This is a genomic window from Sabulicella glaciei, assembly GCF_026183895.1.
In the GTDB taxonomy this organism is placed as follows: domain Bacteria; phylum Pseudomonadota; class Alphaproteobacteria; order Acetobacterales; family Acetobacteraceae; genus Roseococcus; species Roseococcus glaciei.
This window is the reverse complement of sequence record NZ_JAPFQI010000012.1, coordinates 94,688-112,135: the sequence shown is the minus strand read 5'-3', so window position 1 is coordinate 112,135 and position 17,448 is coordinate 94,688. Positions and strand designations below refer to the sequence as shown.

18 protein-coding genes and 1 tRNA gene are annotated in these 17,448 nt (G+C 71.4%); 15 read left to right on the top strand and 4 right to left on the bottom strand.

Going from position 1 to position 17,448, the window contains the following annotated elements; genetic code table 11:
- Positions 1-8 precede the first annotated feature (8 nt).
- Genes OF850_RS15165 through OF850_RS15150 form a run of 4 tightly spaced genes read left to right on the top strand, consistent with a single transcriptional unit; the run spans position 9 to position 3,878 of the window.
- Positions 9-881 (top strand): endonuclease/exonuclease/phosphatase family protein, encoded by an 873-nt coding sequence (locus OF850_RS15165; protein ID WP_301591113.1) that lies wholly within the window; start codon positions 9-11, stop codon positions 879-881.
- Positions 878-2,116: an MFS transporter gene (locus tag OF850_RS15160; protein WP_301591112.1), complete on the top strand. Its 1,239-nt coding sequence runs from the start codon at positions 878-880 to the stop codon at positions 2,114-2,116. Before OF850_RS15165 ends, OF850_RS15160 begins: the two co-directional genes overlap by 4 nt.
- Positions 2,113-2,994 carry a polyphosphate kinase 2 family protein gene (locus tag OF850_RS15155; RefSeq protein ID WP_301591111.1) on the top strand — a complete coding sequence of 294 codons (882 nt, stop codon included), beginning with the start codon at positions 2,113-2,115 and terminating at the stop codon, positions 2,992-2,994. The genes OF850_RS15160 and OF850_RS15155 overlap by 4 nt, the downstream gene beginning before the upstream one ends.
- The gene (locus OF850_RS15150; RefSeq protein ID WP_301591110.1) at positions 2,991-3,878 is read left to right on the top strand and encodes a gamma-glutamylcyclotransferase family protein; all 888 of its coding nucleotides are present in this window, start codon (positions 2,991-2,993) and stop codon (positions 3,876-3,878) included. The genes OF850_RS15155 and OF850_RS15150 overlap by 4 nt, the downstream gene beginning before the upstream one ends.
- Positions 3,879-3,884: 6 nt before the next feature.
- On the opposite strand, the gene OF850_RS15145 is transcribed toward OF850_RS15150, so the two are convergent.
- Both OF850_RS15145 and OF850_RS15140 read right to left on the bottom strand, forming a co-directional pair.
- Positions 3,885-3,961: transfer RNA gene (locus OF850_RS15145), tRNA-Pro, on the bottom strand.
- Positions 3,962-4,000: 39 nt separating this feature from the next.
- Positions 4,001-5,413, bottom strand: coding sequence for an FAD-binding oxidoreductase (locus OF850_RS15140; RefSeq protein ID WP_301591109.1), 1,413 nt, complete (start codon positions 5,411-5,413; stop codon positions 4,001-4,003).
- Here OF850_RS15140 and OF850_RS15135 point away from each other — a divergent pair.
- Positions 5,407-7,098, top strand: a complete 1,692-nt coding sequence (locus OF850_RS15135; protein WP_301591108.1) for a GMC family oxidoreductase — start codon at positions 5,407-5,409, stop codon at positions 7,096-7,098. The two genes, OF850_RS15140 and OF850_RS15135, sit on opposite strands and share 7 nt — an antisense overlap.
- On the opposite strand, the gene OF850_RS15130 is transcribed toward OF850_RS15135, so the two are convergent.
- Complete coding sequence (locus OF850_RS15130) at positions 7,079-7,585, bottom strand: GNAT family N-acetyltransferase (protein ID WP_301591107.1); 507 nt, start codon at positions 7,583-7,585, stop codon at positions 7,079-7,081. The genes OF850_RS15135 and OF850_RS15130 overlap by 20 nt on opposite strands.
- A 92-nt stretch (positions 7,586-7,677) precedes the next feature.
- On the opposite strand from OF850_RS15130, the gene pqqA reads away from it, so the two are divergent.
- The 9 genes from pqqA (at position 7,678) to OF850_RS15090 (ending at position 15,112) form a co-directional block, all read left to right on the top strand.
- Positions 7,678-7,758: a pyrroloquinoline quinone precursor peptide PqqA gene (gene pqqA / locus OF850_RS23720; RefSeq protein WP_368044697.1), complete on the top strand. Its 81-nt coding sequence runs from the start codon at positions 7,678-7,680 to the stop codon at positions 7,756-7,758.
- A 17-nt stretch (positions 7,759-7,775) separates the two neighbouring features.
- Positions 7,776-8,696, top strand: a complete 921-nt coding sequence (gene pqqB, locus OF850_RS15125; protein ID WP_301591106.1) for a pyrroloquinoline quinone biosynthesis protein PqqB — start codon at positions 7,776-7,778, stop codon at positions 8,694-8,696.
- Positions 8,693-9,427, top strand: coding sequence for a pyrroloquinoline-quinone synthase PqqC (gene pqqC / locus OF850_RS15120; protein WP_301591105.1), 735 nt, complete (start codon positions 8,693-8,695; stop codon positions 9,425-9,427). The genes pqqB and pqqC overlap by 4 nt, the downstream gene beginning before the upstream one ends.
- Positions 9,424-9,684, top strand: coding sequence for a pyrroloquinoline quinone biosynthesis peptide chaperone PqqD (gene pqqD, locus OF850_RS15115; RefSeq protein WP_301591104.1), 261 nt, complete (start codon positions 9,424-9,426; stop codon positions 9,682-9,684). Before pqqC ends, pqqD begins: the two co-directional genes overlap by 4 nt.
- Positions 9,677-10,792 (top strand): pyrroloquinoline quinone biosynthesis protein PqqE, encoded by a 1,116-nt coding sequence (pqqE, locus tag OF850_RS15110; protein ID WP_301591103.1) that lies wholly within the window; start codon positions 9,677-9,679, stop codon positions 10,790-10,792. The genes pqqD and pqqE overlap by 8 nt, the downstream gene beginning before the upstream one ends.
- Positions 10,793-10,825: 33 nt before the next feature.
- A complete protein-coding gene (locus tag OF850_RS15105) occupies positions 10,826-12,028 on the top strand; it encodes a PQQ-dependent sugar dehydrogenase (RefSeq protein ID WP_301591102.1) in 1,203 nt (400 codons plus the stop codon).
- Positions 12,029-12,039: 11 nt separating this feature from the next.
- The gene (locus tag OF850_RS15100; RefSeq protein ID WP_301591101.1) at positions 12,040-12,621 is read left to right on the top strand and encodes a c-type cytochrome; all 582 of its coding nucleotides are present in this window, start codon (positions 12,040-12,042) and stop codon (positions 12,619-12,621) included.
- Positions 12,622-12,663: 42 nt separating this feature from the next.
- On the top strand, positions 12,664-14,100 hold the full coding sequence (locus tag OF850_RS15095; RefSeq protein WP_301591100.1) for a protein adenylyltransferase SelO: 1,437 nt from the start codon (positions 12,664-12,666) through the stop codon (positions 14,098-14,100).
- 79 nt (positions 14,101-14,179) lie between these two features.
- On the top strand, positions 14,180-15,112 hold the full coding sequence (locus tag OF850_RS15090) for an NAD-dependent epimerase/dehydratase family protein (RefSeq protein WP_301591099.1): 933 nt from the start codon (positions 14,180-14,182) through the stop codon (positions 15,110-15,112).
- A gap of 3 nt (positions 15,113-15,115) precedes the next feature.
- On the opposite strand, the gene OF850_RS15085 is transcribed toward OF850_RS15090, so the two are convergent.
- Positions 15,116-16,444 carry a replication-associated recombination protein A gene (locus OF850_RS15085; RefSeq protein ID WP_301591098.1) on the bottom strand — a complete coding sequence of 443 codons (1,329 nt, stop codon included), beginning with the start codon at positions 16,442-16,444 and terminating at the stop codon, positions 15,116-15,118.
- A gap of 38 nt (positions 16,445-16,482) precedes the next feature.
- Here OF850_RS15085 and OF850_RS15080 point away from each other — a divergent pair, with 38 nt between their 5' ends.
- Positions 16,483-17,439, top strand: a complete 957-nt coding sequence (locus OF850_RS15080; RefSeq protein WP_301591097.1) for a Bug family tripartite tricarboxylate transporter substrate binding protein — start codon at positions 16,483-16,485, stop codon at positions 17,437-17,439.
- The last annotated feature ends 9 nt before the right edge of the window (positions 17,440-17,448 follow it).

Here is a 17,448-nt window from a genome sequence, read left to right as displayed (position 1 = left end):
ATGGCGGCATGAGTCGCGTGGTTCCTTTCCTTCTCCTCGTCCTTCTGGTCCTTCCCGCCCAGGCGGCGGAGCTCAAGCTCGCCACCTGGAACATCGCCTGGCTGACGCTGCGCCCGGCGGGCGACCCGACCCTGCCGCGCGACCTCGTCGCCCGCGACGCTGCCGACTGGCGCCGCCTCGCCGAATATGCGCGACGGCTGGAGGCGGACATCCTGGCCGTGCAGGAGGTGGACGGCCCCGAAGCCCTGGCGCGCATCCTGCCCGAGCGCGACTACGCCTTCTTCTTCGCGCGGGAGGCGGATGTGCAGCGCACCGGCTTCGCCATCCGGCGCGGCCTCCGCGCCGTGCAGAACCCGGACCTGGAAGGGCTGGACACCGCGCCGCACGCCCGCTTCTCGCTCCGGCGCGGGACCGACGTGACGGTCTTCCCCGAAGGGGCGCCGCTGCGCCTCCTGTCCGTCCACCTCAAGGCCGGATGCCGGGAGGGGCCCATCGCCTCCTCGCGCGGACAGGATTGCGAGGTCCTCGCGCGCCAGTCCCGCATCCTCGCCGACTGGGTGGGTGAGCGCCGCAGGGAGGGCATCGCCTTCGCCATACTGGGCGACTTCAACCGCCGCATGGACCATCCGCGCGACGACATGACCGCCGCGCTCTCGGCCGAGGCGCCGGTGCTGCGCGCCACCGCCGGCGCCTCGAACCCGTGCTGGTCCGATGCGCGCGGCGGGCGGCCCTTCATCAGCCATATCCTGCTGGGCGGCGGGGCGGAGCGCCTCGTCCTGCCGGGCAGCCTGCGCGTCATGGTCTATGCCGAGCGCGACCCGGCGCTGCGCGAGCGGATCTCCGACCACTGCCCGATCTCGGTGCGGATGCGGCTTCGGTGAACGCGTTCCTGCGCGTCACCGCGCCGCTTGCCGCGGTGAACTTCCTGAACCAGGCGAGCCGCGCGGTGCTGGCGGTGATCGGCCCGGCCCTGGCGCTGGAATTCGCCCTGTCGGCGAGCGACCTCGGCCTGCTCGCCGCGGTGATGTTCATGGCCTATGCGGCGACGCAGCTTCCTGCCGGCCTCGCCCTCGACCTGTTCGGGGCGCGACGCGTGCAGGCGGCGCTGGCGCTGACCGCCGGGGCGGGGTTCCTGCTCTGCGCCCTGGCCGAGGGAATCGGCACGGTGATGCTGGGGCGGGTCCTCACTGGCATCGGCATCGCCGCTGGGCTCACCGCCATGCTCAAGGCCAACACGCAGTGGTATCCCCGGCATCGCGTCGCCGCGATGACCGGCACCGGCCTGCTGATCGGCGCCATGGGCGGAGTGTCGGTGACGCTGCCGCTTTCCGCCCTGCTTCCCCTCATCGGCTGGCGCGGCGGCTTCGCCCTGTTGGCCGGGCTGTCCCTCGTCGTGGCGCTGTGGATCTGGCTTTCCGTTCCCGATGCGCCGCCCGGCCAGTTGCGGCCCGCCCGGCGCTCCCTGGCTGCCGAGGCGCGGGCCTTCGGGCCGATCTTCCGGCATCCCGCCTTTACCGGCTTCGTCCCCGCGGTCTGCGTCCTGTCCGCGCTGAACTTCACCTATCAGGGGCTCTGGGCAGGGCCGTGGCTGCGCGACGTCGCGGGGCTGGGCGCCGAGGCGCGCGCCGCCGTGCTCTTCGCCTATGCGGGGGGCATGGCGCTGGGCTCCTTTGCCACCGGCCAGCTCGCTTCCTGGGGGCAGGCACGGGGCGCGCCACCCATGCTCGTCCCCTTCCTGGCGATGGGGGTGCAGATCACCCTCCAGGCAGTCTTCGCCCTCGCCGCGCCGACCGGGCTTGCGGCGCTTTGCCTGCTCTGGGGCCTGTTCGCGGTGGCTGGTTCAGCGGGGCCGGCTGCCTATGCGGCGATCGGGCAGCACTTCCCGGCGGAGCTTGCCGGGCGGGTCGCCACCGCGATCAACGCCGCCATGCTCTGCCTCGTCTTCGCCCTTCAGACACTGATCGGGGCGCTGCTCGACCTTTGGCCCCGCACAGCGGCGGGCGGGTGGAACCCGGCCGGGTATTCCTGGGCGCTGGTCTTCACGATAGCGCTTCACCTCCTTGCGCTGCTTTGGGCTTGGCGCGCCGCACGCCGGGTGCGAGCCTCCGCGGCATGAAGATCGAGACCGCGGCGATGCTTCGCCGCTTCCGCGTCGAGGACGGCAAGGGATTTACCCTCCAGCAGCACGACCCCGCCGACCTCGCGGGGTCGGGGCTCGACAAGAAATCGGCGGAGAAGCTGCTCGCCAACGGCGTCTCGCGGCTCTCCGCCCTGCAGGACATGCTCTATGCGCAGGATCGCTGGGGGGTGTTGTGCATCTTCCAGGCGATGGACGCGGCCGGAAAGGACGGGGCGATCAAGCACGTCTTCTCCGGCGTGAACCCCCAGGGCTGCCACGTCGCCAGCTTCAAGGCCCCCAGCGCGACGGAGCGCGACCACGACTTCCTTTGGCGCCACGCCGCCCAGCTCCCGGCCCGCGGCCAGATCGGGATCCACAACCGCTCCTGGTACGAGGAAGTGCTGGTGGCGCGCGTCCACCCGCGCATCCTGGCGGCGCAGATGCTGCCTTCGCGCCTGGTCACCAAGGACATCTGGAAGGAGCGGCTGGAAGACATCGCCGCCTTCGAGCGCTACCTCGCCCGCCAGGGCATCGTGGTGCTGAAGTTCTTTCTCCACCTCAGCCCGGAGGAGCAGAAGCGCCGGTTCCTGTCGCGCATCGAGGAGCCGTCGAAGAACTGGAAGTTCAGCCCTGCCGACGTGGCGGAGCGGCGCCACTGGGACAGCTACATGGCGGCCTACGAGGAGGCGATCGCCCGCACCGCCAGGCCGCACGCCCCCTGGTTCGTGGTGCCGGCGGACCGCAAGTGGTTCACGCGCCTCGTCGTGGTGGAGGCGATCGTGGCGGCGCTGGAAGGGCTCGACCTCCACTACCCGGTGCTGGACGAGGCGGACCGGATGGCCCTGGCCGAGGCCAAGGCAGCGCTCGACACATGAGCCTCGTCTTCTTCCACGGCGCCAACGTGGACGATGCCGACCGCGAGGATTGGCTGCGGCGGAACGGCCATGCCGGGAAGCCGCTGCGCGCCGTTTCCACCGCGCTGCTGCTCGACCGGTGCCTGTCCTTCGAGCGCTTCGGCCGCTCGCGCGGCGGCGGGGTCGTCACCTTGTCCGTTGCGCCCGGCCATGCGGTGGAAGGCGTGGTCTTCGAGGTGGAGGACGAGGCCCTTGCCCTGCTGGACCTGAAGCAAGGCCACCCCGACGCCTATCTGCGCGAAATGGTTCATGCCGTCCTGCCCGGCGGCGCCACTTGCGAGGCGTGGATCTATGACGCGCCGCCCTCCCGCCGCCAGGGCCATGTCCCGCCCACCCGCGCCTATCTGGACCTGATCCGCCGCGGCCTCGCCTCGCATGGGCTGGGCATGGCGGCGATGGAGGCGGCGGCGACCGGGCGGCCCGCCCGTCCTGTCGTGCCCTGGCTCTTCGTCTACGGCACGCTGCGCGCGGGGCAGGCCAACGCGTCGCTGCTGGAAGGGCTGACGCGCCACCCAGCCCGGACTCGCGGCGTGCTGCACGACCTTGGGCCCTATCCCGTCATGCGCCGGGGCGACGGCGAGGTGCAGGGCGAGATCGTGCCGCTGGAACCCGCGCGCCTCGTGAGGCTGGACGCGCTGGAGGAAGCGCTTCCCTTCGGGACGCCGGGCGGGGCCTATCGCCGGACGGTGCTGGAGGTGCGGCTCAGCGACGGCAGCCGGAGGCGGGCGCAGGCCTATGTGTCCGATGCGGAATGCGCGGCGCCGGTCATCGCCTCGGGCGATTGGTGCGCGCTGGGCGACCGGCGTCCCGCCTGGGACCGCCACGCCGCAGGCCGGCGCGGCTGAGGGGATTGGTCGGGGCGACTGGATTCGAACCAGCGACCTCCTGCTCCCAAAGCAGGCGCACTACCAGGCTGTGCTACGCCCCGTCGCCGCCCTCCTAGACCAGATCGGCGCCGCACGGAACCTCAGGGGGGCGGCAGCACCTTGCCCGGGTTCATCCGGCCCGCCGGGTCCAACACGTCCTTGATGGCGCGCATGACCGATAGGGTCACCGGATCCTTCAGCCCCGCCATGGCCGCGCGCTTCGACTGGCCGATCCCGTGCTCCGCCGAGAACGAGCCGCCGAGTTCCACCGCGATCTCGCCCACCCGCTCCTCGAACCCGGCGCCGCGCCGCGCCCAGTCGGCATGGGTGGTGCCGGGGGGCGCCTGGAGGGAAAGGTGGATGTTGCCGTCGCCCATGTGGCCGATCGCCACCATCTTTCCCTCCGGGTAGCGCTCCGCGATCAGCGCGCCGCAGCTTTCGAGGAAGTCGGGGATAGCACTGACCGGCACGGCGGTGTCGGTCGGCAGGCCCGGCGCCTCCTGGCGCGAGCAGGCCGGGAAGCCCTCGCGGATGTCCCAGAGGTTGCGGCGCTGGTCCTCGCTTTCGCAGAGGATGACATCCTCCGCCTCGCCCGCCTCCAGCGCCGCCATCAGCGCAGCTTCCAGCGCCTCGCGCACCGGGATGGAGAGATGGGTCGAAGCCGCTTCGACGAGGCAGAACCAGGAGGTCGAAAGCTCCATCGGCTTCCGAACATGCGGCGCGTGCTTCAGCGTGATCTCGATGCAGGGCCGGCCGATCAGCTCGAAGGCGACGAGCTCCGCGCCGCTGCCCTGGCAGCGGGCGAGCAGGCGCAGCGCCTCGTGCGGCGAGCGGACCGCGACCAGTGCCGTTTCGCGCTTCAGCAGGGGCGGGAAGAGCTTGAGCGAGGCGGCGGTAATCACGCCCAGCGTCCCTTCCGCGCCCATGAACAGGTGGCGCAGCGCGTAGCCGCTATTGTCCTTGCGGACCCGGCGGAGGTCGTCCAGCACGCGGCCATCGGGCAGCACCACCTCCAGCCCCAGCACGAGGTCGCGCGCATTGCCATAGCGCAGGGTGCGGATGCCGCCCGCATTGGTGGACAGCGCGCCACCCACCATCGCCGAGCCCTGGGCACCGAAATGCAGCGGAAAGAATCGCCCGGCTGCCTCCGCCGCCACCTGCACCGCCTCCACCGTGCAGCCCGCTTCCGCCACCAGGGACAGGTCGAGCGGGTCGAGGGCGCGGATGCGGTTCATCCGCTCCAGCGACAGGACGACGCTGGGCGGCCCCTGCTCGATCGGCACCGCCGCGCCGCAAAGCGAGGTGCGGCCGCCCGCCGGAACGACGGCGAGGCCCAGATCGGCGCAGAGGCGCAGGGCGGAAGCCACCTCCGCCGTGCTGGCGGGGCGCAGCACCGCCTCGGGATGGCCGCGATACACGCCGCGCCAATCCACGGCATAGGGCGCGACGTCGCCCGCATCGCGCAGGAGGCCCTGGGGGCCGAGGGTGTCGGCAAGGAGGTCAAGCGGTGGCATGGCCCCATGCCACGCCCGGCCATGGCTTGCGTCAAGCGGCGCGCCGCCGGACCATGCGGGAAAGGCGGCTCGAACAGGGAGAGGCAGGGATGGAGGAAACGGACATCATCGTGGTCGGCAGCGGCTCGGCGGGGTCGGCCCTGGCCGGGAGGCTGTCGGAGGATCCGCGCCTGTCCGTCACGGTGCTGGAGGCCGGCTCGCGGGACCGCAACGCCTGGCTGCACATCCCCATCGGCTACGCCAAGACGATGTACCACCCCACCATCTCCTGGAATTACCAGACCGAGGCTGAGCCGGGGCTGGGCGGGCGTTCCGTGCCCTGGCCGCGCGGCCGGGTGCTGGGCGGTTCCTCCGCCATCAACGGGCTGATCTACATTCGCGGCCAGATGGAGGATTACGACCAGTGGCGGCAGATGGGCTGCACCGGCTGGGGATTCGAGGATTGCCTGCCCTATTTCAAGCGCGCCGAGGGCAATGAGCGCGGTCCGTCGCACCTCCATGGCGCGGAAGGGCCGCTTTGCGTCAGCGACCTGCGCGACCGGAACCCGCTTTCCGTCGCCTTCCTGGAGGCCGCACGGGAGCTGGGCTTTCCGGTCAACCCGGATTTCAATGGCGAAAGCCAGGAAGGGGCAGGCTGGTACCAGGTGACGGTGCGCAACGGCGTGCGCTGCTCCGCCGCCACCGCCTTTCTCAAGCCGGCGCTGCGCCGGCCCAACCTTCGCCTGCTGACCGACGCGCATGCGCTGCGCGTGCTGATGGAGGACGGGCGGGCCGTCGGCGTCGCCTATCGCCAGCATGGCCAGGAAAAGGTCATCCGCGCCCGGCGGGAGGTCGTGCTGTCCGGCGGGGCGATCAATTCGCCGCAGCTCCTGATGCTGTCGGGCATCGGCCCGGCCGAGCACCTGCAGGAGATGGGCATCGAGGTGCGCCGCGACACGCCCGGCGTGGGGCGCCATCTGCAAGACCACTTCCAGGCGCGGCTGATGTTCCGGGCCAGCCAGCGCGGCTCCCTGAACGAGATGGTGAACAGCCTCTGGGGCATGGCGCGGATGGGCGCGCAATACGCGCTGACACGAAGCGGTCCGCTGACCTTCGCTGCGGGGACCAGCGGCCTCTTCGCCCGCGTCCTGCCGCAGAGCGCCACGCCGGACGTGCAGTTCCACTTCATTCCCTGGAGCGCGGACACCGTGAAGGAAGGGCTGCACCGCTTCCCCGGCTTCACCATGAGCGTCTGCCAGCTCCGCCCGGAAAGCCGGGGCGACATCACCCTGGCCAGCCCGGACCCGATGGCCAAGGCGCGCATCCGCGCCAACTACCTGGCGACGGAAACCGACCGGCAATGCATGGTGGAGGGGCTGAAGCTGGCGCAGCGCCTCGCCGACACGAGGGCCATGCAGCCTTGGATCGAATCGCGCTACGCCCCGGCGCCCGGCAAGGGCGAGACGGACGAGGACCTGCTGGAGTTTTGCCGCAACACCGGAGGGACCATCTACCACCCGACCAGCACCTGCCGCATGGGCTCGGACGAGGGCGCGGTCGTGGACACCGAACTGCGCGTGAAGGGGGTGGACCGGCTGCGCATCGCCGATTGCTCCATCATGCCAGCCGTGGTCAGCGGCAACACCAATGCCGGGGCCATCATGATCGGCGAGCGCTGCGCCGAGTTCATCCGGCGGGCGGCGTGAGGACGAAGCGCAGCGCATCGAGGCCGAAAATGTGCACCCTCCCCTCCTCGCGCATGCCGATCTTCGCGAGGACGCGGCAGGAAGCCGCGTTCTCCGGCAGGGCATAGCCGACAAGGCCCGGGAGACGGAGCACGCCGAAGCCGTAATCCCGCGCCGCCAGCGCAGCCTCGGTGGCGAGGCCCTGTCCCCAGGCCCGGCTGTCCAGCATGTAAAGGATCTCCGTCTCACGGCCGAGGTCGCGCAGCCCGGCATGGCCGAGCAGGGTGCCCGACCCACGATCCTCCACCGCCCAGGGTCCATAGCCGCCCGCCTCCCAGAGCGCGGCGAAGCGCGGGACGATGCGCTCCGCATCCTCGCGCGCGGTGGCGCAGAGCGCCATGCCGCCGGGCAGGAACCTCACCACCTCGGGCTTGGCGCGGATCGCGGCGTAGGGGGCGATGTCCCCGGCCCGGAAGGGGCGCAGCTTCAGGCGCTTCGTCTCGATCACGGGTCAAGCCTACGGCAAGGCCTTGCCGAAGCGCCAACCCACGGCCATGTTTCCGGGGCCGGCGCCTTGTCCGGTGCGATGGAGATGAAGCGATGGCCTGGAAGACCCCGAAGATCACCGAAATCTCGCTCGCGCTCGAGATCAACAGCTACGCCTGCGCCGAGATCGGCTGAGGCTCCTTCCCGCCCCCATGCTGCGCGCCATCATCTTGGGTGCCGGCGCTGGGGGCGGCTTTCCTCAATGGAACTCCGCAGGGCCCGGATGCCGGCGTTCGCGCGGCGGTGACCCGGCGGCCCCGCCGCGCAGCCAGGCGAGCCTTGCGGTCAGCGCCGACGGCGATCGGTGGCTGCTGGTCAATGCCTCGCCCGATCTCCGCCAGCAGATCGCCGCGACGCCCGCGCTGCATCCCCGTCCCGAACCGCTCCGCAATTCGCCCATTGCCGCCGTGCTGCTGACGGGTGGCGAGGTGGACACGATCGCGGGGCTGCTGTCCCTGCGGGAACGCCAAGGCTTCCGCCTCTACGCCGCGCCGCCGACGCTGCGCGTGCTGGAGGAGAACCCGATCTTCCGCTGCCTCAATCCCGATTTCGTCCGGCGCGAAGCGCTGCCCCTCGGCACCGGCTTCGAGCCGTGCGACTCCGCCGGCGCGAAGCTGGGGCTGCGCATCACCGCCCACGCCGTGCCCGGCAAGGTGCCGCTCTTCAAGGAGGGCGATGCGGCGCCCGGCATCGCCGAGGATGGCGAGACGCTGGGGCTGGAGATTCGCGCCGTTTCGGGCGGCGGGACGCTCCACTACATTCCCGGCTGCGCCGCCATGACCCCGGCCCTGCGCGACCGCTTGCGCGGCGCGGAGTGCGCGCTGTTCGACGGCACCCTGTACACCGATGACGAGATGATCCGCGCCGGGGCCGGCCCCAAGACCGGGCGCCGCATGGGCCACATGCCGGTGAAGGAAACGGTGGCGGAGTTCGCGCCGCTTGGGGTCCGGCGGCGCGTGCTGGTGCACCTGAACAACACCAACCCTGCCCTGCTCGCCGACAGCCCGGAGCGCGCGGCGCTGCGCGAGGCGGGGTGGGAGGTGGCGGAGGATGGGATGGAGATCGCCCTGTGACCGATTTGCTGACCCACACCGCCTTCGAGGGCGCGCTGCGCGCCATCGGCGCCGAGCGCTACCATGTCCACCATCCCTTCCATCACCTGCTGCATGACGGGAAGCTTTCGAAGGGGCAGGTGCAGGCCTGGGCGCTGAACCGCTACTGCTACCAGGCGCATATCCCGATGAAGGACGCCTCGCTGCTGGCGCGGCTGCCAACGCCGGAGCTGCGCCGCGAATGGCGCCGCCGCCTTGTGGACCATGACGGGGACGGGGTGGCGCCGGGGGGGGTGGAGCGCTGGCTGGCCCTGACGGACGGGCTGGGGCTGGACCGGGACTACGTCGCTTCCATGGAAGGCATCCTGCCAGCGACGCGATTCGCCGTGGAGGCCTATGTGCGCTTCGTGCGCGAGCGCTCGGTGCTGGAGGCGGTCGCCTCCTCGCTGACCGAGATGTTCTCCACCGACATCATCCGCACCCGCGTCTCGGGCATGCTGGCGAACTACTCCTTCGTGTCGGAGGAAACGCTGGCCTATTTCAAGCCGCGCCTGACCCAGGCCCCGGCCGACGTGGCCTTCGCACTGGACTACGTGAAGCGCGAGGCCCGCACGCGCGAGCAGCAGGAGCAGTGCCTCGCCGCGCTGCGCTTCAAGTGCGACCTGCTCTGGGCGCAGCTGGATGCGCTGCACTTCGCCTATGTGGAGCCGGCCTTGCCGCCGCCCGGCGCCTTCCGGATCCCGCCGTCATGACGCCGCGCTTCGCCCCCGGCGTGCGGCTGCACGAGGACAAGGCGCGCGGCCGCACCGTGGTGATGGCGCCCGAGCGGATGTTCGTGCCGGATGAGATCGCGCTGGCCGTGCTGCGCCTGGTGGACGGGAAGCGGGACGAGGCGGCGATTGTCGCCGCGTTGGCCGCGCAATACGACGCGCCGGAGGAGGTGATCGCCGGCGACGTGAAGGCGCTGCTGGACGACCTCGCCACGCGCGGGGCGCTGATCCGTGGCTGACGCGCCGCTCGCCCTGCTGGCGGAGCTGACGCATCGCTGCCCGCTGCGCTGCCCCTATTGCTCCAACCCCGTGGAACTGGCGCGGGCGGGCACGGAGCTTTCGACCGGGGAATGGGAGCGCGTGCTGGGCGAGGCGGCGGAGCTGGGCTGCCTGCAGGTGCATCTCTCGGGCGGCGAGCCGACTGTGCGGCGCGACCTTCCCGAGATCGTGGCGGCAGCGCGCGGGGCCGGGCTCTACGCCAACCTCATCACCGCGGGCGTGCTGCTCGACGCGCCGTTGATGGCGCGGCTGGTCGAGGCCGGGCTGGATCACGTCCAGCTTTCGATCCAAGACGCGGAGGAAGCGGGGGCCGAGCGCATCGGCGGGATGCGCGGCGCCATGCCCCGCAAGGCGGAGGCGGCGCGGCTGGTGCGGGAGGCCGGGCTGCCGCTGACGCTCAACGCCGTCGTGCACCGGCAGAACCTGCCCAACCTGTCGCGCATGATCGAGCGCGCCCTGGAATGGGGCGCGGCGCGGCTGGAGGTGGCGCATGTGCAGTATTACGGCTGGGCCCTGCTGAATCGCGACGCCCTCCTGCCCGACCGCGCCATGCTGGACGAGGCGACGCGGGTGGTGACCGAGGCGCAGCAACGACTCCAGGGCCGGCTCGTGATCGACTACGTGGTGCCGGACTACCACGCCAAGCGGCCCAAGGCCTGCATGGGTGGCTGGGCGCGCCGCTTCCTCGGCGTCTCGCCGGCCGGGCGCATCCTGCCCTGCCACGCCGCCGAGTCGCTGACGGGGCTCGACTTCCCCAATGTGCGCGAGGTTTCGCTGCGCGCGGCGTGGGAGGACAGCCCGGCCTTCAACGCCTTCCGGGGCACCGGCTGGATGCCTGCGCCCTGCCGCGGCTGCGAGCATGCGGAGCAGGATTGGGGCGGCTGCCGCTGCCAAGCCTTCGCCCTCACCGGGGACATGCGCGCGACCGACCCGGCCTGCGCCTTGTCCCCGCACCACGCAGTGCTGGCGGAGGCGGTGGCCTCGGCCGGCGCGCCCGACTTCCGTTACCGCGGCTTCACGCGAGAGGACATCTTGCCCTCGCATGATGTGCGCCTTTCTAATGCTTGAACGGCCCGAAACGCGGCCGGGGAGGAGAACGACATGATCCGACGCCGCCTCTTGGGCCTCGCAGCCGCCGTGGCCCTGCCGGGCCTCGCGCTTGCGCAGCAGCAGCAACCTGCCCCGCCCGCCTGGGCGCAGGGCCGCCCGGCCGAGATGGCGAACTCGCCCCTCGCCCCGCATGCGCCGCGCCTGACCGTCACGCCCCCCGACCGCATCCCGGTGAACAGCCTGCGCGTGCCCGAGGGGTTCCAGGTGGAACTCTGGGCGCATGGCCTGCCCGGCGCGCGCGCCATGGCGCGCGGCCCGAACGGGACGATCTTCGTCGGCACGCGTGGCCTTGGCCGCGTCTATGCGGTGAAGGACAACGGACAGGCGCGCGAGGTCTCGACCTTGATGTCGGGGCTGGACCAGCCTTCCGGCGTCGCGGTGCGCGACGGCGCCCTCTACATCGCCGCGATGCACCGGGTGCTGCGCATCGACAATGTCGAGAGCAACCTGCAGAACCCGCAGCCCACCGACCTGACCAGCGCCTTCGGCCAGGCGACGGAGCCGCACCACGGCTGGAAGCACATCGCCTTCGGCCCGGACGGGCGGCTCTACATCCCGCGCGGCGTGCCCTGCAACGTCTGCGAGGTGCCGGAAGATCGCTTCGCGCTGATCGAGAGCTGGAACCCCGACGGTTCCGACCGCCGCATCGAGGCGCGCGGCGTCCGCAACTCGGTGGGCTTCGACTTCCACCCGCGCACCGGCCAGCTCTGGTTCAGCAACCACGGGCGCGACTGGGCGGGGAACAACAACCCCTCCGACACGCTGCACGTGAGCCTGCGGCGCGGCGAGAACCATGGCTTCCCGTGGTGCGCCGGCGGGTTCCAGGACCCGGCGGTGGAGGGGCGTCTGTGCTCCGAATTCCCGCCCCCGGCGCTCATCCTGGGCCCGCATGTCGCGCCGATCGGCACGCATTTCTACACCGGCACCGCCTTCCCGGAGCAGTACCGCAACGCGCTGTTCATCGCGCTGCGCGGCTCCTGGAACCGCGCGCCCCTGTCGGGCTTCGAGGTGATCGCTGTGCGGGAGGGCGAGAATGGGCGCCTGACGCAGCAGCCCTTCCTGACCGGTTTCCGGGATGACGCGAACCAGCGCTTCTCGGGCCGCCCGGCCGGGCTTCTGACCCTGCCCGATGGCTCGCTCCTCGTTTCCGACGAGGATAACGGCGCGATCTACCGCGTTTCCTATCGCCGGTGATGCGCGGCGCGATGCTTCCGGCGGCGGCCCTTCTGGCCGCCGCCTTTTCCTTTCCTGCCCCGGCGCAGGATGCCTCGCGCGGCGCCGCCGTGGCGGAAGCGCGGCAATGCCAGGCCTGCCACGGCCCCCAGGGCCGCAGCGAAACGCCCGAGATGCCGTCGCTTGCTGGGCAGCAAGAAGATTTCCTCACCATCCAGCTCATCCTGTTCCGGGAAGGGCTGCGGCGCGTCCCCGCCATGACCGAGGCGGCGCGCGGACTTTCGGACACGGAGGCGCAGGACCTCGCAGCCTATTTCGCCACGCTCCCCTCGGGCCCGAAGCCGGATCGCGGCAGCCCCGACCCGGCGCTGATGGCGCGGGGCGCCGAGGTGTCGGCCTCCCGCAACTGCAATGCCTGCCACATGCCCAATTTCGCCGGGCGCGCCAACGTGCCGCGGGTGAACCACCAGCGCGAGGACTACCTGCTCCATACCCTCACGGAGTACCGGGACGGGGTGCGGGTCGGGGCCGACACGCAGATGAACGGGCTGCTCTACGGCCTCACGGATGACGACCTTCGCGCCGTGGCGCATTTCCTGGCGCATCAGGAATAAGGCCTTGTTCCGGGCTGGGTGCGGCCCGACATGGGCCGGACCATGCCGATTCCCTTCGACAACAGCTATGCCCGCCTTCCCGAGCGCTTCTATGTGAAGCAGGCGGGCACGCCGGTCGCGGCGCCGCGCCTCCTCAAGCTCAACCGGCGCCTCGCGACGGAGATGGGGCTGGACGCCGATTGGCTTGCCTCGCCGGAAGGCGTGGCGGCCCTGGCGGGGAATGCGGTGCCGGAGGGGGCGGAGCCCCTGGCGCAGGCCTATGCCGGGCACCAGTTCGGCGGTTTCTCGCCCTCGCTGGGCGACGGGCGGGCCCTGTTGCTGGGCGAGGTGATGGCGCCGGACGGGCAGCGCCTGGACCTGCATCTGAAGGGATCGGGGCCGACGCCCTTTTCCCGCCGCGGCGACGGCCGGGCGGCGGTCGGGCCGGTGCTGCGCGAATACGTGATCTCGGAGGCGATGCAGGCTTTCGGCATCCCGACGACGCGCTCCTTGGCCGCCGTGGCCACGGGCGAGCCGGTGTATCGCGAGAAGAGCCTGCCCGGCGCCGTCCTGACGCGCGTCGCCGCCAGCCATATCCGCGTCGGCACCTTCCAGTATTTCGCCGCGCGCAACGACGCCGAAGCGGTGCGGATCCTGGCGGACCATGCCATCGCCCGCCACGATCCCGCGGCCGCCGAAAGTTCCGAGCCCTATGTCGCCTTCCTCGAGGGCGTCGCACGGCGCCAAGCCTCGCTGGTCGCGCAATGGCTGCTGGTCGGCTTCATCCATGGCGTGATGAACACGGACAACACGACCATCTCGGGCGAGACCATCGATTACGGCCCCTGCGCCTTTCTCGACGCCTACCACCCGGACACGGTGTTCTCCTCCATCGACCATGGCGGGCGCTACGCCTACGGGCAGCAGCCGCGCATCATGCTGTGGAACCTCACCCGCTTGGCCGAGGCGCTCCTGCCCCTGCTGGCCGAGAACGAGGAAGCGGCGATCGAGCGCGCCCAGGCCGCGCTGGAGGCCTATGCGCCTCGCTTCAACGTCGTGTACCGCGCCGGCCTCGCCCGCAAGCTGGGCCTGCGCGAGCCGGACAATGAGCTGGCCGACGAACTCCTGCGCCGCATGGCCGCGAACGAGGCGGATTTCACCCTGACCTTCCGCCGTCTGGACGGGGATGCACGCTCCCTGTTCCGCGACCCCGGTGCATTCGATTCCTGGGCCGAGGGCTGGCGGGCCCGCGTGGCGGCCGAGGCGATGAACCCGGCCGAGCGGCAGGCCATGATGCGCCAAGCCAATCCCGCCCGCATCCCGCGCAACCACAAGGTGGAGGAAGCCCTGGCCGCGGCGGTCGAGCGCGACGACCTCGAGCCCTTCGAGGCGCTGCTGCGCGCCCTGGAGCACCCCTTTGAGGACGATCCGCGCTTCGACGCCTTTGCGCTGCCGCCCCAGCCCGAGCAGCGCGTCCTCGCCACATTTTGTGGTACCTGACGAGCGAACCATCGGCGATTTCCAGCGTTGCCCTTTCTGGAAGCTCATGGCGCAATGGACGCACATCCGGGGAGCGACGATGGCCTTGTATCTCGTGACTGGCGGAGCCGGATTCATCGGTTCCCATCTGATTGATGCCCTCCTCGCCCAGGGGCATGGCGTCCGCGTGCTGGACGATCTTTCCACCGGGCAGCGCGGCAACCTCGACGGGCGCGCCGAACTGGTGATCGGCGACGTGGCGGATGCCGCGCTGGTGCGCCGGGCGACGGAGGGCACGGCAGGGGTGTTCCACCTCGCCGCCATCGCCTCCGTGCAGCGCTCCAACGAGGATTGGTGCGGCACCCACCGGACCAACCTGTCGGGCACGGTCGCGGTGCTGGACGCGGCACGGAGCGCGGGCGCCATCCCGGTCGTCTATGCCTCCTCCGCCGCCATCTATGGCGACCAGGGCGATGCCCGGATCGCCGAGACCGCCACGCCGCGCCCGCAAACCGCCTATGGCGCCGACAAGCTCGGCTCCGAGCTTCATGCCTCCGTGGCCTGGGGGGTACACGGCGTTCCGACGCTCGGCTTTCGCTTCTTCAATGTCTACGGGCCGCGCCAGGATCCCCATTCCCCCTATTCGGGGGTGATCTCCATCTTCGCCTCGCGCGCCGTTTCCGGGCAGCCGGTCACGATCAACGGCGACGGCTTGCAATCGCGCGACTTCATCCATGTCTCCGACGTGGTGCGCGGCCTGCTCGCCGGGATGCGGAGCCTCGCGGAAGCGCCGCGGGCCGAGGTGCTGAACCTGTGCACCGGGCGCGGCACGACGCTGCTCGACCTCGTCGCCGCCCTGGGACGGGTCACCGGGAACAAGCTGGCGGCGAGTCACGGTCCGGCGCGGTTGGGCGACATCCGGACCTCGCTGGGCGACCCCACGCGGGTCGAGGCCGCGCTCGGCGTGACCGCACAGCTGGGCCTGGACGAAGGGCTACGGACCTTGGTCATGCCTGCGCGCCACGCGGCCTGAGGTTCAGCCCCGCCGCCGCGCCCATTCGCGCATGCGGCGCGCGATCTCCTTCTCCGCGCCGCGCTCGGTCGGCTGGTAGAGTTCGGCGCGGGCCATGCCTTCCGGGAAGTAGTCCTGGCCGGAGAAGGCGTCCTCCGCGTCGTGGTCGTATTCGTATCCTGCGCCGTAGCCGAGCGACTTCATCAGCTTGGTGGGCGCGTTGAGGATATGCGCCGGCGGCGCGAGCGAGCCGGTTTCCCGCGCCAGCGACTGTGCCGCCTTCCAGGCGACATAGACGGCGTTGCTCTTGGGCGCGGTGGCGAGGTGGACCACAAGCTGCGCCAACCCCAGCTCGCCCTCCGGGCTGCCCAGACGCTCGTAGCTTTCCCAGGCCGCGAGGGCGAGCGGCAGCGCCGATGGATCGGCCATGCCCACATCCTCCGCCGCGAAGCGGGCAAGGCGGCGCGCGATGTAGCGCGGGTCCTCGCCTCCATGGACCATGCGCGCGAACCAGTAGAGCGCCGCATCGGGGTCGGAGCCGCGCATCGACTTATGCAGCGCGGAGATGAGGTTGTAGTGCTCCTCCCGGTCCTTGTCGTAGAGCGCGGCGCGCTTCGCCAGCAGCGACTGCAGCCCTGCCTCGTCCAGCTTCGGCGCATCCGGCAGGGCCAGGACCTGCTCCGCGAGGTTCAGCGCATAGCGGCCGTCGCCATCGGCCATGGCGCGCAGCAGGGCGCGGGCCTCCGGCGTCAGCGGCAAGGCGCGGCCCTCCAGCGCCTCTGCGCGGCCGAGCAGGCTTTCGATCGCGCTGTCATCCAGCCGCTTCAGCACCAGGACCTGGCAGCGGGACAGGAGGGCTCCATTCAACGCGAAGCTAGGGTTCTCCGTGGTGGCGCCGACCAGCGTCACCGTCCCGTCCTCCACCACTGGCAGGAACCCGTCCTGCTGGGCGCGGTTGAAGCGGTGCACCTCGTCCACGAAGAGCAGGGTGCGGCGCCCGGCGCGGCGGCGGGCGCGCGCCTCCTCGAAGGCGCGCTTCAGGTCGGCGACGCCGGAGAACACCGCCGAGAGCGAGACGAACTCCAGACCCGCCGCCTCGGCCAGCAGCCGGGCGATGGTGGTCTTGCCCACGCCCGGCGGCCCCCAGAGGATCAGCGAGGGCAGCGACCCGCGCGCCAGCATGCGCGCCAGCGTGCCTTCGGGGCCGAGCAGGTGCTCCTGCCCCGCCACCTCCTCCAGCTTCCGGGGGCGCAGCCTTTCGGCCAGGGGGGCGCCTTCGGCCGCGGGCTGGGGCGCGGCGGGCGGGGGGCCGAACAGGTCATCGGCAGTTTCAGGCTGACGGCGCTGCGCCATTGGGCCAGACTACTCCGCAAGGACAGGGAGGAAAACGCATGACCACCAGACGTGGCGTCCTCGCCGCGGCTTCGTTCGCGCTTGCCGCGCCGGCCCTGGCGCAGACGCGGCAGGTTCGGCTGATCGTCTCCTTTCCGCCGGGCGGGTCCACGGACATCCTGGCACGGCTCGTCGCGCCGGTCATGGAGCGCCACCTGAACGCCACGCTGATCGTCGAGAATCGCGGAGGCGCCAATGGCGCGGTGGGGATGGGCGCGCTGGCGCAAGCCGCGCCGGATGGCAGCACCTTCGCCCTGGATGCCGGCGGCGCCGCCACCAACCCGCACCTGATGCGCGGCCTGGGCTTCGACTATGCCACCGCCTTCGCGCCGGTCACGCGCATGACGATCCTTCCGGCCCTGCTGGTGGTGCGGAGCGAGGCGCCACAGCAGGACTTCGCCCAGTTCCTCGCCCACATGCGCGCCAATCCGGGGCGCGAGAGCTATGGCTCCTCCGGCGTCGGCACCGGCTCTCACCTCGCCTCCGCGCTGCTGATGCGGCGCGCGGGGCTGGAGGCGACGCATGTGCCGTTCCGCGGCGGCGCGGACCAGCTGACGGCGCTGCGGCGCGGCGACACGCTCTTCACCTTCTCCACCATCCCGACCATCGCAGGCGGCATCCGCGACGGGGCAATCCGCCCCCTTGCTGCCTCCACCCCGGACCGTGCGAGCGCCTATCCGGACGTGCCCACCGTGGCGGAATCCGGCTTTCCCGGCTTCGGCGTCTACGACTTCCACGCGCTCTACGCGCCCGCCGGCACGCCGGCGGAGCATGTGGAGCGCATGGCAGCGGCCGGAATGGCCGCGATGCGGACGGAGGAGCTGCGCGGGCGCTTCAGCCAGCTTGGTCTGGAACCCGCCGCCGAAGGCACGGCCGCCTTCACCCAGTTCCTTTCGCAGCAGCGGGACCGCATGGGCGCGCTGATCCGCGAGGAGGGCATCCGCCTGGAGGGCTGAACGCCGCGC